The organism is Aerococcus sp. 150760013-2, assembly GCF_053627715.1.
This window is the reverse complement of record NZ_JBSEYI010000006.1, coordinates 64,118-78,068: the sequence shown is the minus strand read 5'-3', so window position 1 is coordinate 78,068 and position 13,951 is coordinate 64,118. Positions and strand designations below refer to the sequence as shown.

Annotated in this window: 16 protein-coding genes; all 16 read left to right on the top strand. The window is 39.5% G+C overall.

Annotation, left to right across the window (positions count from 1 at the left end; all coding sequences use genetic code 11):
• Nucleotides 1-55: 55 nt before the first annotated feature.
• The 16 genes from ACUW85_RS04410 (at nucleotide 56) to ACUW85_RS04335 (ending at nucleotide 13,919) form a co-directional block, all read left to right on the top strand.
• The gene (locus ACUW85_RS04410; RefSeq protein WP_182023325.1) at nucleotides 56-1,465 is read left to right on the top strand and encodes a P-loop NTPase family protein; all 1,410 of its coding nucleotides are present in this window, start codon (nucleotides 56-58) and stop codon (nucleotides 1,463-1,465) included.
• A gap of 1 nt (nucleotide 1,466) precedes the next feature.
• Complete coding sequence (locus ACUW85_RS04405; protein WP_182023326.1) at nucleotides 1,467-1,661, top strand: hypothetical protein; 195 nt, start codon at nucleotides 1,467-1,469, stop codon at nucleotides 1,659-1,661.
• Between the two features lie 131 nt (nucleotides 1,662-1,792).
• Nucleotides 1,793-2,260 carry a hypothetical protein gene (locus ACUW85_RS04400; protein WP_182023327.1) on the top strand — a complete coding sequence of 156 codons (468 nt, stop codon included), beginning with the start codon at nucleotides 1,793-1,795 and terminating at the stop codon, nucleotides 2,258-2,260.
• A 5-nt stretch (nucleotides 2,261-2,265) separates the two neighbouring features.
• Entirely contained in the window at nucleotides 2,266-3,156 is an 891-nt protein-coding gene (locus ACUW85_RS04395; RefSeq protein WP_182023328.1) for a phage major capsid family protein, read from the top strand.
• Entirely contained in the window at nucleotides 3,156-3,443 is a 288-nt protein-coding gene (locus ACUW85_RS04390; RefSeq protein WP_182023329.1) for a Rho termination factor N-terminal domain-containing protein, read from the top strand. The genes ACUW85_RS04395 and ACUW85_RS04390 overlap by 1 nt, the downstream gene beginning before the upstream one ends.
• A gap of 8 nt (nucleotides 3,444-3,451) precedes the next feature.
• Complete coding sequence (locus ACUW85_RS04385) at nucleotides 3,452-3,892, top strand: phage Gp19/Gp15/Gp42 family protein (protein WP_182023330.1); 441 nt, start codon at nucleotides 3,452-3,454, stop codon at nucleotides 3,890-3,892.
• A complete protein-coding gene (locus ACUW85_RS04380; protein ID WP_182023331.1) occupies nucleotides 3,834-4,178 on the top strand; it encodes a hypothetical protein in 345 nt (114 codons plus the stop codon). The genes ACUW85_RS04385 and ACUW85_RS04380 overlap by 59 nt, the downstream gene beginning before the upstream one ends.
• Nucleotides 4,171-4,407: a hypothetical protein gene (locus tag ACUW85_RS04375; protein WP_182023332.1), complete on the top strand. Its 237-nt coding sequence runs from the start codon at nucleotides 4,171-4,173 to the stop codon at nucleotides 4,405-4,407. The genes ACUW85_RS04380 and ACUW85_RS04375 overlap by 8 nt, the downstream gene beginning before the upstream one ends.
• Complete coding sequence (locus ACUW85_RS04370; protein WP_182023333.1) at nucleotides 4,408-4,746, top strand: hypothetical protein; 339 nt, start codon at nucleotides 4,408-4,410, stop codon at nucleotides 4,744-4,746.
• Between the two features lie 17 nt (nucleotides 4,747-4,763).
• Complete coding sequence (locus ACUW85_RS04365) at nucleotides 4,764-5,333, top strand: phage tail tube protein (RefSeq protein ID WP_182023334.1); 570 nt, start codon at nucleotides 4,764-4,766, stop codon at nucleotides 5,331-5,333.
• On the top strand, nucleotides 5,333-5,593 hold the full coding sequence (locus ACUW85_RS04360) for a hypothetical protein (RefSeq protein ID WP_182023335.1): 261 nt from the start codon (nucleotides 5,333-5,335) through the stop codon (nucleotides 5,591-5,593). Before ACUW85_RS04365 ends, ACUW85_RS04360 begins: the two co-directional genes overlap by 1 nt.
• A 200-nt stretch (nucleotides 5,594-5,793) precedes the next feature.
• Nucleotides 5,794-5,982 carry a DUF5361 domain-containing protein gene (locus ACUW85_RS04355; protein WP_220456908.1) on the top strand — a complete coding sequence of 63 codons (189 nt, stop codon included), beginning with the start codon at nucleotides 5,794-5,796 and terminating at the stop codon, nucleotides 5,980-5,982.
• Between the two features lies 1 nt (nucleotide 5,983).
• Nucleotides 5,984-8,254 (top strand): phage tail protein, encoded by a 2,271-nt coding sequence (locus ACUW85_RS04350; protein WP_182023336.1) that lies wholly within the window; start codon nucleotides 5,984-5,986, stop codon nucleotides 8,252-8,254.
• The gene (locus ACUW85_RS04345; protein WP_182023337.1) at nucleotides 8,254-9,222 is read left to right on the top strand and encodes a hypothetical protein; all 969 of its coding nucleotides are present in this window, start codon (nucleotides 8,254-8,256) and stop codon (nucleotides 9,220-9,222) included. The genes ACUW85_RS04350 and ACUW85_RS04345 overlap by 1 nt, the downstream gene beginning before the upstream one ends.
• Nucleotides 9,223-11,091: a phage tail spike protein gene (locus ACUW85_RS04340; RefSeq protein WP_182023338.1), complete on the top strand. Its 1,869-nt coding sequence runs from the start codon at nucleotides 9,223-9,225 to the stop codon at nucleotides 11,089-11,091.
• 23 nt (nucleotides 11,092-11,114) lie between these two features.
• The gene (locus ACUW85_RS04335; RefSeq protein WP_182023339.1) at nucleotides 11,115-13,919 is read left to right on the top strand and encodes a hypothetical protein; all 2,805 of its coding nucleotides are present in this window, start codon (nucleotides 11,115-11,117) and stop codon (nucleotides 13,917-13,919) included.
• Nucleotides 13,920-13,951: the final 32 nt, after the last annotated feature.

Here is a 13,951-nt window from a genome sequence, read left to right as displayed (position 1 = left end):
GATCCAATATCTCCCACCGAAAGGGTTAGCATGGTGCTCTTAGAAAGGAGTAGTAATGGCTGATAAAAAGTTTGGTAGGCAAGTTCCTACCGTAAGTTATTTTTGCGAATATGATGAAACGCTATTCGAACAAGCAACTGACTTATACCGAAAAAGTAAACATGAAGCTTATGAATGGCAGATTGAATTATTAAAACCATTGATGGCGATTGACGATGAAGGATACTGGACGCACCAAAAATTCGGCTATGCTATCCCACGTCGTAACGGTAAAACAGAAGTAGTTTATCTAAAAGAAATTTGGTCACTGTTTCAAGGTTTACGTATTTTGCACACTGCCCACCGAATTTCGACATCACACTCAAGTTTCGAGAAAGTGAAAAGCTATATTGAAGCGATGGGTTTAGTCGATGGCGAAGATTTTAACTCCATTCGTGCTAAAGGGCAAGAACGTATAGAATTGTTTGAAACTGGCGGAATTATCCAATTCAGAACTCGTACTTCAACTGGTGGTTTGGGTGAAGGTTTTGACTTACTAGTAATTGACGAAGCCCAAGAGTACACAGAGGACCAAGAATCAGCTTTAAAATATACGGTTACGGATAGTGCTAACCCACAAACCATAATGTGTGGAACACCACCAACACCACTATCATCGGGAACTGTGTTTACAGATTATCGTCAAACTACACTCGATGGTGGAAACAAGTATTCGGGGTGGGCGGAATGGTCTGTTCCTGAATTACACGATATTCATGATGTGGACGCGTGGTACATGACTAACCCGTCAATGGGCTATCACTTGAACGAGCGTAAAATTGAAGCTGAATTGGGAGCTGATGAACTTGACCACAATATCCAACGACTTGGTTATTGGGTTTCATATAACGTTAAATCGGCAATCACAGAAGAAGAATGGCAATCAATGTTAGTTGATGAGTTGCCAGAACTTACTTCCAATTTATTTGTTGGTATTAAATACGGTAATGATGGTGTAAATGTGGCTATGAGTATAGCGGTTAAAACTGATGATGGCGACGTGTTCGTTGAAGCAATTGATTGCCAATCGACAAGAAACGGCAATGGATGGATATTGAATTTCATCAATCGTGCGAACGTTGAAGCGGTAGTCGTTGACGGTGCTGGTGGGCAAGCCATTCTTGAAGCAGAAATGAAATCAGCAAGAATAAAACCAAAACCATTGCTACCTAAAGTTAAAGAAGTAATTGTGGCGAACGCATCATTCGAGCGAGCGGTAAATTCCCGAGCGATCAGACATAAGGGTCAACCATCATTGGTGCAAATTGTTTCCAATTCAGAAAAACGTCCAATTGGTAGTAACGGTGGTTTTGGATATAAAAGCCAATTTGAAGATTATGACATTGCACTGATGGACAGTATGATCTTGGCTTATTGGAGTTGTATTGAAAGCAAAACGAAAGTTAAACAGAAAGTAAGGTATTAACATGGGTGAAAATTTAAGTTTTTCAGAACTTTTAGAGGTAGTAGAACGTGAAAAAGATGCTGAAAACGCATTGATTATCACTAAGACATCAGAGGGTCGTATTGATATATTTTATAATGATATGAACGGTTTAGAGGTTTTAGGGATGATTGAAGCAGGAAAAAGCGTCGCATTAGATGTAGTTTTTGAAGATTAAACCATTAGCAGTTAGCTAGTGGTTTTTATTTTGACCTAAATACGTCATAAAACTGTTTACTTGCAGTCATGCGTAAATGGCAAAACCTGTGCAGAAGCCGACTGCGTATCAAAGGCGAAAGGGGATTAACAATGAAACGAGATTTCTTACGTGAATTAGGTATTGAAGATGACACTATTTTAAAAGCAATTTTAGACAAAAACATGGAAGAAGTGAACACTGCTAAACCACAAGATTATGACGAATTGAAAAATAACTTGGAGCAGACCAAATCACAACTTTCAGAGTATGAAAAGCAAGTAAACAGTCTGACAGAAGATTATACGAAAGCGAGCGAGCAAATTAACTCATTAACTGCAGATAATGAACAATTTAAATTAAAAGATTTAAAATCTAACATCGTTCGTGAGTACGATCTACCGTCATCAGTATTCGACAACATTACTGGAAGTGACGAAGATACAATTCGACAATCGGCTGAAAACTTAGCAAGTGCTTTTAAATCAGTCAAACCCAGTCAACCTACTAAAACGTATGAAGCACCTACTGATGAAACTAATGGCTTACGAGAAACTTTAAGAAGTTTAAAAGGAGAGTAATATAAATGGTACAAAAACGAGAAACTTTATTTAATGCACAAGCGGTGAATGATTTAATCAACAAAGTAAAAGGCGAATCAGTCTTAGCTAAATTAACTAACCAAGATGCAATCGGCTTTAACGGTAACGAATACTTTACATTTGATTTTGAAAATGAAATCGACATTGTGGCCGAAGGTGGGGCAAAATCTCATGGTGGTATTAAGGTAGAGCCAATCACAGTTGTGCCTTTAAAAGTGGAATACGGTGCGCGTGTGACTGATGAATTTATGTACGCATCAGAAGAAAAACAATTAGCTATCTTGCAAAACTTTAACGAAGGTTACGCTAAGAAACTTGCTAAAGGTTTAGACATCATGGCGTTTTCAGGTACTAACCCACGTACTGGTACTAAATCAACAATCATTGGCGATAACAACTTCGCTGACAAGGTTACACAAGCGGTTACTTTTGACGCAGCGACTGCTGATGACAAGTTAGAGGATGCGGTACAAGCAGTTGTAGGTGCTGACGGTGATGTAACGGGTGCAGCGTTATCTACATTATTCGGTTCTTCATTAGCAAAAATCGAAAACGGTGTTGGTGTGGCAATGTACCCAGAGTTCAAATTTGGTGGCAACCCGGGAACACTTGGTGCATTACCAGTTGAATTATCTAAGAACGTATCTATCAACTCAAACCTTGAAGGTGTAGTTGGTGACTTCCGTACAATGTTCAAATACGGTATCACAAAACAAATTCCATTAACTGTAATCCCTTACGGTGATCCAGACAATACTGGTCGTGACTTAGCTGGACACAACGAAGTGTACTTACGTGCCGAAACTTATCTTGGATGGGGTATCTTATCAGCGGACTCATTCGCTAAAATTACTGAAGCTGGAGATGGTGAATAATGAAATTCAAAAACACCAAAACAGGCGTGGTCATTGATTTGACTGCGCCAATTTCTGGTGGAAATTGGGTAGCATTTGGTGAGGTTGAAGAGACAAAACCAACACCTAAATATAAACCAGAGGTTAAAGTCGAACAAAAAGTAGAAGAAGTTGAAACAGATGACTTTGATTTAACTAAAATGACTGTGGATGAATTGAAAGATTACGCAGTTGATAACGACATCGAATTAACAGCTACTAAGAAAGCGGAAATTATCGAAGAAATTGCCAAAGCGTTTGAAATGTAGGTGATGATATGCAAAATTTTGCAAGCATTGATGACATTATCGAATTGTGGCGACCGCTAACAAACGAAGAAATCACACGAGCTACTGCATTACTACCTGTAATATCTGATACCTTGCGTATCGAAGCTGACAAAGCTGGCGTTGATTTGGACCAAAAGTCTAATGACAACATGGCATACGCAAATGTGTTGAAATCAGTCACAGTAGACGTGCTAGCGCGAACTTTAATGACACCCACAGATAAAGAGCCAATGACACAAGAAAGCCAATCAGCATTGGGCTATTCGTGGTCAGGTACGTTTCTAAGCCCGGGTGGTGGTCTATTCATCAAGAAAGACGAATTAAAGCGTTTAGGCTTAAAACGTCAAAAGATTGGAGGTCGACACCTATATGGGGAAGATACATGGCATTCCAGTTACTTTGATTACCAAAGAGATTACTGGTTATGATCCACTCGGTGGGCCAATCGAACAAGACGTTGAAACAGTAGTGGAAAACGTACTTGTTTCACCGACTACAAAGGATGATATCGAGATTATTAGCAATCTTGATTTAAATGGAAAGCATGCAGTTTATACCTTAGGTATTCCAAAGGGTGACACGCACAATTGGTCGGATGCGGAAGTTGTGTTCTTTGGCAAACGATGGCGAACATTTGGTGCGACAATTGAGGGTATCGAAAGCATGATACCACTTCAATGGAATAAGAAAGTGTGGGTGGAAGTCTTTGAGTGATATGCGATTTACATTAAATTCAAAAGGCGTACAAGCCTTGCTTAAATCAGCGGAAATGGAAAGTATTGTTCGTGAGAAAGCCAACGAAGCGGTTAAGCGACTACCTGATGGGTACGAAGCTGATACGCACGTTGGTAAGAATCGTGTGAACGCATCTGTCCGCACCAAGACTTATGCAGCAGTTAAAGACAATTCGAAAAACAATTCACTATTAAAGGCGGTGCGTTAAATGCTAATCGAGGTAATTATCAAACAATACTTAGACGAGCATTTAGATGCGCCGTCTTTTTTTGATTATCCAGATAATCCACCAAGGCGTTTCGTTTTGATTGATCGCACTAGTGGTGGGGAGAATGAACAACTACCAAATTCAACTGTGGCATTCCAGAGTTATGGCGCTTCAAAATATGAAGCAATGGTGTTGAATGATGACTTGAAGAAAGCAGTCAAAGGTATGACTGAATTAAAAGAGATTTCAAAAGTTAGTTTAAATGCTGATTATAATTTTACTGATTTAGAACGAAAGCAACACAGATACCAGGCGGTATTTGATATTTATCATTATTAAAAAGGAGAGATTTTTATATGGCAAAAGCACAAAACGTAACATACGGTAAGCCCAAAGTAGGTGGGGCAATTAGTGTTGCACCTTTAGGCACTACACTACCTACTGATGCAGCGGGCGATTTAGACGCAGGTTTCAAAAACTTAGGATACATTTCAGAGGACGGTCTGACAAATGCTGATACTCGAGAAAGTGAATCGATTAAAGCATGGGGTAACGATATTGTTTTAACAACTCAAACCGATAAAACAGATACATTTACATTTACTCTAATCGAAGCGTTAAATGTTGATGTCTTGAAGTTCTACTACGGCGAAGAAAACGTAACAGGAACTTTGGAAACGGGTATCACCGTTAAAGCTAACTCGAAAGAGTTACAACCCGTTTCACTTGTCGTGGATATGGTATTCCAAAATGCTTTAAAACGTATCGTAATTCCACAAGCTAAAATCACAGAAACTGGGGAAATTGTATATAACGACACTGAAGCGGTAGGATACGAAACAACTGTTCAAGCGTTTAACAATGAAGATGGGAACTCTCATATTGAATACGTACAATCACCAACAACTGATGGGGGCGCTGCTTAATGATTAAAAGCACAACTGGAACTGGCTTTGAGTTTGAAATTGACGAAAGAGCCTTACAAAACTATGAGTTGTTAGAACTGTTGAACGATGTTGACGAAAACCCAATTTTGATTACGAAAGTAACTAAAATGCTAATCGGTGCTGAAGCTACTGAAAAGCTAAAAGACCACGTTCGTGATGAAGATGGTTTCGTATCAACGGAAGAAATGTCAAAAGAAATTGCTGATATATTCAAAGCTTCCCAAGAGCTAAAAAACTAATATTCCTCGCAGGCGTTTTAAAAGAATGGAAATTCGAGCTAATCTGTGACTTAGCGCAGTTTTACACCGTACATAATTATAGACAATACCCACTATCCCACGTTGCTACCTTAACAGCAGGTCTACCTGTTGAATCTAGGGTAAAGCGTGGGATTAATGGTATTTCTAGCATTGACGAATTACTTGTCAAAGTTGGTATTTTGGATAACTTGAATTTCATCGTTTGGTCGAAAACAAAAGATGGACAGAAAAACCAAAACAAACCACAGAGTATGTACAAGCTAGTGACTGTTGGTCAAAAGGTAACAGAAGAAGATTCGTTCACGACTGTTGAGGACTTCGAAAGAAAACGCAAGGAAATTGCGTTAAGAATTAGGGAAGGAGGGTAATATGGCAACAGAATTAGGCAAAGCGTATGTACAGATAGTACCGTCCGCAAAAGGCATTAAAGGCATGATCGAACAGTCTATGGGTGGAGAAGTGAAATCTAGTGGTAAATCACTAGGTAATTCACTAGGTAGTTCACTTATGGGTAGTTTGAAAACAGTCGCAGTGGCTGGTGGTGCAGCAGTAGGGTCAGCAATCGCAGGCGCAATAGCTGGTGGTGTGGCTGAAGGTGCTAAGCTAGAACAATCGCTTGGTGGTATTGAAACACTGTTTAAAGAAAATGCGGATGTTGTTATTAAGAATGCAAGGAGAGCATACGAAACAGCCGGCGTATCCGCTAACCAATACATGGAACAAGCTACTAGCTTTAGTGCCACGCTATTACAAGGCTTGGGCGGAGATACTGCTAAGGCTGCGGAATACGCTGACAAGGCGATTGTGGACATGTCTGATAATGCGAATAAGCTTGGTACTGACGTCGGTATGATTCAAGACGCATACCAAGGTTTCGCAAAAGATAACTATACGATGTTGGATAACTTGAAACTTGGCTACGGCGGTACTGCTAGTGAAATGGCACGATTGGTCAATGAATCGGGCGTGTTAGGTGGTTCATTTGAAGCTACCGCTGAGAATGTTAAAGATATTCCTTTTAGCACGCTTATTGATGCTATTCACGTAACTCAAGAAGAATTAGGAATCACGGGAACTACCGCAAAAGAAGCTAGCGAAACGGTGTCAGGATCGTTCGCAGCGATGAAGTCGGCAGCACAAAACGTGTTGGGTAACTTGGCTTTGGGAGGAGAAGATTTAATACCATCAATCAAAGCGCTTATTGATACAGGTAAGACATTCTTGGTCGATAACCTCGCACCAATGGTATGGGAAATCGTATCAAATTTACCTGTACTATTTTCAACTGCAATGGACGCACTAGGACCAGCTTTAATGCAAAGCGGTACTGACTTAATGAACATGTTGGGTATTGGTATCGAAGGTGGTGTCGGTGGCGTTGTTGAGAAATTTAAAACAGCCATTGCACCATTAACCGAAGCGACACAAACGGTATTTGGACAACTGCCAGAGCTAATTGGAAGTATTGGAGAAACTGTTACACCACTTATTGACATGGTGGCAAATGCTTTCACACAATTGGACTTCAGCGGTTTAGCTACATTCGTTGAAGCAGTATTACCAGCATTACAAGCTGGGTTTGAAACGTTTATGAGTGTGGCTGGGCCAGTTATTTCTACATTCGTGGATAGCTTTGTAAATCTATGGAACGTACTGCAACCAGTATTATCATTACTAGCAGAAGCGTTGATGCCAGTGTTACAGATTCTAGGTGCATTCCTAGGTGGTGTGCTTAAAGGTGCATTGATGGCTGTGACTGGTCTATTTGACATGCTAGCAGTTGCAATTGAATGGTTAACGCCAGTAATTGATTTCTTGGTACAAGCGCTTAAATTTGTATCTCCTGTTTTGCAATTCATCGCAGAATGGGTAGGGGTCGCAATCGGTCTGTTTGCAAACTTTGGTAGTTCAGCAAATGGACTAAAAGGCATGATGACAAGCGCTTGGACAAACATTCAAAATGTGATTTCAACAGCTAAGAATATTATCACAGGCGCTATAAATATTCTTAAAGGCGGTTTCAGCGGTTTAGGTAGTGTGGGTAATGCACTGATGAACACCTTGAAATCAGCTTGGAACACCATTGTTAGTTCAATTAGAAATGCTAAAGCGTCAATTTCTAGCATTATCAACTCAATTAAAGATGTATTCAATTCACTTAAAAATTTAAGCCTTGCTGATGCTGGTAATGCCATCATGAATAGTTTTCTAGGTGGTTTAAAACGTGCGTGGGAAGGTGTTAAAAACTTCGTAAGTGGTATGGCAGACTGGATTAAAGAACATAAAGGTCCTATCTCGTATGACCGTAAACTATTGATTCCAGCAGGTAAAGCAATCATGCAAGGTTTTAACGACAGCTTGATGGACAATTTCAAAACTGTTAAATCTAACATTTCTGGCGTGGCTGGAGAAATTCAAAATGAAGTTGCTGGTGTAAATGGTATGAACTTAAACACACCAAACGGAACTTGGGATATTAACGCAAACACTGCTTTAGATAGTGGGTTGAGCGAGAATGCCATTTATGTGAATTCTATTTTGGAAATGGACGGAAAAGTAGTGGCACAGACAACAGAAGGTCACCATCAAGAGCTTGGTGGTCAATGGCAAAGATATAGAGCGAGGGGGCTTGCACTTTAATGGTTAGATATGATTCAGGGTTTAGCTTCAACGGCAAGCACACCTTTTATGACTGGGGTTTCACGCTTAAAAGTCGAGAGATTGGATATCCAGATAAAAAGAAGAACACTTATACCGTTCCACACTCAAACAATGTGATTGACTTTAGCGCTTTGTATGGTTTCCAAACTTACGAGCAAAGAGAAATCAAATATGTTTTGAATGTGGCAGATATCAATTTCAACGATCCGAACACAGTGAATATTTATGAAATGCGACTGACCAATTGGTTGATGCAAGGTGTCGGTCAAATGTGGCTAATCGACGATGTGTTCCCTACATTCCACTTTCTAGCAGAAGTAGTCAATGGCACTAGCTTTAAGCAAATTGGTGCAAATGGCGAATTAACAATTTCATTCACTGCTTATCCATTTAAAATCGGAAACGATTACGAAGGTAATGATATTTGGGATACATTCAACTTTGACTTTGACGTTTCCCAAAATACCACCCACGAGTTCAAAATCTCATGGGATAGCTTTAAACCAGTGTCGGTCGGTAAGTGGGTGCATATTGGCGATTGGGCAACAGATTTCTCTAGTGGTAGTGATATTTCGCCAATCCTAATGGGTCAGACTTATCAAGTATCACAAGTTAGAAACATTGAAAAGAAATCAGCATCACTAAGGGAATACAAACTTGTGGGTATAAATAACTGGGTGCTGGAACAAGATATTGTTGAAGCGCACAACAGTTATTATGATTTAACAATCGTCAACGCTGGAACGAATGCAGTCGCACCAGAAGTTGTGATTCATACAGGTAAAGCTTTAACTGCTGTTGATAATAACGGTGAGTATTTTAACATCGTAAATCAACCCACCAACTCATCTAGTTTTAAACTACACTCTGGCGAAAATAAAATTAGGTTATACGGGCAAAATGGTACTTACAAAGTAGATTTTAAGTTTAGGAAGGAGTTGTTGTAGATGTATCGAGGCACTTGGCATACAAGTTTTCAAGATAAAGGTATAGTTCTACACGACCCTTACACTGATGGACTTAAAATCGAAGGTACAATTGCAAAAGAAATAAACAAAGTGGATAATTTCACCTTTAAAATGTATGACCAAGGTGTGGCAGAACAAATCATGCCAATCAAGGACTACATAAGGGTATACAATACCAAAACACAAGAATACGACTTCGAGGGTCGTATTTTTAACATCTCAAAAGGTACTGACCAAAACGGCGCGCCTTACTTTGAGTTTGTGTGCGAAGGTCTACTTGGTTTCTTTCATGATGTGGGTATCGGTAATGGGCGAGCGAAGAAAACATTAAAAGAACACCTTTTATATTTCTTGGATGTTTACAACCGTTTGATTCAATCAGACGAAGAAAAGGTCATTCAAGCTGGTAATTTAACTTACAGCCAAATTAACCGCCAACTAACATTTGAGTGGTTTCCTGAAGATTCTGCCTTTGAAATTATCGTCAATCGGTTGATTAGTGAAAATGGCGGTGAGTTACAACTAAGACGTGAAGGCGAAAACTTATACCTCGACTGGTTGGATAATATAGGCCATATATCCGCCACACCAATTCACACTGGACACAATTTACTTAAAGACGAAAAATCGAGTAATTTTAGCGACTATGGCACTATCTATGTTCCACTAGGTGCTAAGATAGGCGAAAGTTTAAGCCGTTTAACAATTCGAGATGTAAATGACGGCAGTGACTATCTATATGACAAAGGACGAGCCACTTTTGGGATTTTGATGAAGTGGTTAGTATATGACGATGTGGACGATCCAGCAGAACTAAAACGACTAGCACAGGAAGATTTAAACAACCAGAAGTTTAGCAAAGACCAATACACCGTAAGCGCTTTGGACTTGTCATTGAACGGTTTAGACATTGAGGGTTTTAAGTTAGGTAATGGCTATGTGCTAACTGATGACATTTTGCAAATCAAAAACGAGATATTGCGTGTAGTTAAAATCAATATAGATATTAACGAGCCACAGTTATCAAACGTTACAATCGGCGACAAGTATACAGACTTAAGTGAGTTTCAAAACGACAGAGCAAGACTTGCTGATTATCGACATAGACAAAACGAACGTAAATTCGATGACATTGAAATCTATCAAGATAGACAAGATAAGTCTATTGATACCAATAAAAAAAATATTGGGATAAATGCCAACAACATCAACACTAACAAAGAACGTATTGATGCGATTGTTGAATGGAGAACTGGTTTTATTGAGAGATATAACGATTTGGTCAAAACTGTAAATGACCTAGTAGCTAACCAAACACCACCAAGTGGCGGTGGTGGTGGCGGCGGTGGCGGTGGTGGCACTGACAGTAGCGGATATGCTAACAATCGTGTATTCCCAGTCGATTACAATCGTAGCGGTATTAACTTTTGGACTAAGTCTACTCAACCAGACATGGGATACGGTAACAGGTCAGGCGGTTTCCATAGTGGTTGGGATATCGGCGGTGGCGGTGCAAGTCATCCAATTTATGCGACTACTGATGGTGTCGTGCGTAAATCAGAATTCATGTCGGGTGGTATTGGTAATGCAATTTACATCGAACATACGGCAGATGATTACTGGTCTAATTATATGCACTTGGCTAGTAGGTCAGTATCGGTAGGTCAGACAGTAAAAGCTGGTCAGCAAATAGGTATGATGGGTAATAGTGGTGGCGACTATGCAGTCCACTTACACTACGAGTTAAGTCCAAATGGGTCATTCCATAGTGGCGGTAACACTATTAACCCGCAAGCGTATCTAGGAATTACAGGAGACAACAAAACAAGTTTACCAAGACCAGTTTAATATAAATAAAAGGAGTGATATATTTGGCAGGAACAGATTTTAGCCATTTAACAGATGAAGAATTATTGAATGGTATTAAAGCATTAAATATACCAGATTACATTAGAACGAAATCGTACGGTGTGGACGTTCGAGAAACATTAGCACAGATGACAGAGATGTTGATGCAATTAGCTTATAATCAAGGTATGGACCCACAAGAAGCACAAGATTTTGTATATCATATTAACAACAAAATCGACAAAGGCAACGTAACCATGTCTGATTTAACTCAAGAAGTTAAAGAAGCGCTAACTGGTGGCGCTGTGGCAGTGGTAGGAGTCAATTCCGTTGGCACTATAAACCTTGAAGATAAAGCTGTGACATCAGGTAAAACTAATTTTATCGGCACAGGTAAGAATATTTTAAACCCTTCTTATTTTCTCGAAGGTCAAGTTTATAACATCAGTGACGGTTTAAAGAGTTCGGGCAACAGTGTGTTTCACTTGTTAAAAGTATCTCCGAATACAACATATGCTGCTAATGACAAAGTGGTGAGCGTAGTATTCTTTAATAAAGATAAAGAACCTCTTAATGCGACAACATCGCGTATTTTTACAACGAATTCTACCACAGAATACATTTCGGTAAACGTTTCAAAAGGTGGACAGTATGCGCAGGTCGAAAAGGGAAATGTGAGCACCGCATACGAACAATATTATGAATTCTTATTGTTTGGTAAAGAAGAAGAAAATGTACTAGAAGTAAGTAAGACGGAAAATTTATTCAACCCAGCGGACGCGCGACTAGCTAGCCAATTGAAGCTATCCCAAGGTGGAATAATTGCAGATGATTCCTTAGGAGGACTGGCCACAACAGGTTATATTGAAGTGCTGCCAAAGCAGTATTATGAACTTGAAGATTATCGAAACGCTCATCAAGTGGCGCAATATGATAAAGATTTCAACTACTTGGTAGGTCTTGAAAAGAAACGTTTCCGCACAACAGCAGATACGAAATACGTTGTTTTTAATTTCCCAGAACAACAAATAGAAAATGTTATCTTTCAAAGAACTGTCAACATCCTTGATTTACATAATTTTGTAAGAGGTCAAATTATTGATTCAAATGGTGTTCTAGTGCCATCGTCATCGGGTGCAAGTTCTACCAAACGCTTTGAGGTTGAACCTAACGTTACTTATCAAAAGAACTGGACTTCGGGGTTAGGGCATGCATTTTACAATTCAAATGGAGCATTTATAAGTTACGCATCGGGGTATTCGATGACAACTCCATCCAACGCAACTCAAGCAATTGTGAACTTTGGGGCACAATACGATCCAAAGGAACTGACTTTAATTAAAGACTCCGAAGTAGAGCAATATAAACCACTGACATTCTCGCCATACGGTGCTGAACTTTTAAATGTCAAGACGGACGACACAGTATTCAAAATCGGTTTCGACTTAGATGAAGAAACTTCTAAAGTAGAACGCTTTGATGGTTTCGATAACCCAGAAGAAGTCATGAAGCAATTCCCATTCTCCCAAATTCGATTATGTAACGTGTCTAAAACATCTTGGGGAGCTAATAAAATTACTTACGAGGGCGAAAGTGGATTCAAACGAGATGGCTCAAATGGTGATGTTATGGTCGAGATTCCAAAACATTACTTTAAGCGATACAGACTAACGAAAGGTATAGCAGCCAAACGATACGAATTTATCGAAGTGAGCGGACAACCTCGTGATGGTTTTAAGCTAGACCCAGTTTTCGTTGAAAATGGTAAAGAACTAGACAATGTATACATTAGTGCGTATGACGGTCACGTAGACACAGTTACTGGTGATTTGGTTAGCTGGTCAGGCGTGCAAACTGATGTATCAAAACCTTTTACAGATTACAAGTATCGTGCAAGTAAAAAAGGTTCTGGTTTTGGCTTGATTGACTACCGTACCATCTCGATGTTACAGCGCCTATTTATGATTGTATACGCTGATAGAAACTCCCAAAAAGTTATAGGCAAAGGACTTACAGAGTATTCTTGGCAAAGCAATTCTGAGTGTGTGGCAAGACTAACTGCAAACAATTCGAACGTCATTCGCGTCAATAATAATTCAAACTTCAAAACGAGAGGTTTTGCCGTAAACCAAATCGTACAAGTCCGAGAAGATGGTCGACTAGGCGAACACTTGAACCCGAGAAAAGTTTTATCCGTAGAAGTGGTAAGCGCTGATCATGTAGATGTAACTTTTGATGGCGCACCTTTAAACTTAGTAGCGGGTACATCTCGTATCTACTCAATACCTCAAATGACTGGTACAACTGACAGCTTAAACAGCTTAAATGGAATGGGTAATTACTTTGACGGACGTGACGGACACGAGGGCATTAAGTTCTTAGGTATTGAAAATCCATGGGGTTCAGTGTGGACGTTTATTGATGGATTAGTATTTGAAGATTTAGTGACTTATGTGGGCGAGAATGCAAAAGAATATTCTACAACCGACTATAAAGACAATTACCTATCTTTAGCTTATAAAGCGCCTTTACAACCAAACAACACTCAAGACGCCCGTGAAGAGAATGAAGATTTTGTAAAAGAACTATCCCTAGACCCTCAAGACATATCAGTTATGATACCAAGCAAGCTTGGAGATGGCGCTGGAAATCAAAAAATGTATTCAGATATGTTTTATACGAGAGAAACAGGAGCTAAAGTCGCTGTTTGGGGTGGAGGACTTGACCATTCTATTCGAGCTGGTATTTTTACGTTAAGAGCAACTTACGACTTTGACCAAAGTGGCTGGTTATTGTGTGGAGCAAGAGTTCAGTTTAAAAATATTTAAACCTATACAAAAAGAACTAGAGCAACCTTTTA

What these genes read in the sequence shown, in the direction of transcription:
- ACUW85_RS04340 (WP_182023338.1), top strand. Translation starts at nt 9,223, where the DNA reads ATGTATCGAGGCACTTGGCATACAAGTTTTCAAGATAAAGGTATAGTT.
- ACUW85_RS04410 (WP_182023325.1), top strand. Translation starts at nt 56, where the DNA reads ATGGCTGATAAAAAGTTTGGTAGGCAAGTTCCTACCGTAAGTTATTTT.
- ACUW85_RS04385 (WP_182023330.1), top strand. Translation starts at nt 3,452, where the DNA reads ATGCAAAATTTTGCAAGCATTGATGACATTATCGAATTGTGGCGACCG.
- ACUW85_RS04390 (WP_182023329.1), top strand. Translation starts at nt 3,156, where the DNA reads ATGAAATTCAAAAACACCAAAACAGGCGTGGTCATTGATTTGACTGCG.
- ACUW85_RS04360 (WP_182023335.1), top strand. Translation starts at nt 5,333, where the DNA reads ATGATTAAAAGCACAACTGGAACTGGCTTTGAGTTTGAAATTGACGAA.
- ACUW85_RS04365 (WP_182023334.1), top strand. Translation starts at nt 4,764, where the DNA reads ATGGCAAAAGCACAAAACGTAACATACGGTAAGCCCAAAGTAGGTGGG.
- ACUW85_RS04405 (WP_182023326.1), top strand. Translation starts at nt 1,467, where the DNA reads ATGGGTGAAAATTTAAGTTTTTCAGAACTTTTAGAGGTAGTAGAACGT.
- ACUW85_RS04350 (WP_182023336.1), top strand. Translation starts at nt 5,984, where the DNA reads ATGGCAACAGAATTAGGCAAAGCGTATGTACAGATAGTACCGTCCGCA.
- ACUW85_RS04395 (WP_182023328.1), top strand. Translation starts at nt 2,266, where the DNA reads ATGGTACAAAAACGAGAAACTTTATTTAATGCACAAGCGGTGAATGAT.
- ACUW85_RS04400 (WP_182023327.1), top strand. Translation starts at nt 1,793, where the DNA reads ATGAAACGAGATTTCTTACGTGAATTAGGTATTGAAGATGACACTATT.
- ACUW85_RS04345 (WP_182023337.1), top strand. Translation starts at nt 8,254, where the DNA reads ATGGTTAGATATGATTCAGGGTTTAGCTTCAACGGCAAGCACACCTTT.
- ACUW85_RS04380 (WP_182023331.1), top strand. Translation starts at nt 3,834, where the DNA reads ATGGGGAAGATACATGGCATTCCAGTTACTTTGATTACCAAAGAGATT.
- ACUW85_RS04370 (WP_182023333.1), top strand. Translation starts at nt 4,408, where the DNA reads ATGCTAATCGAGGTAATTATCAAACAATACTTAGACGAGCATTTAGAT.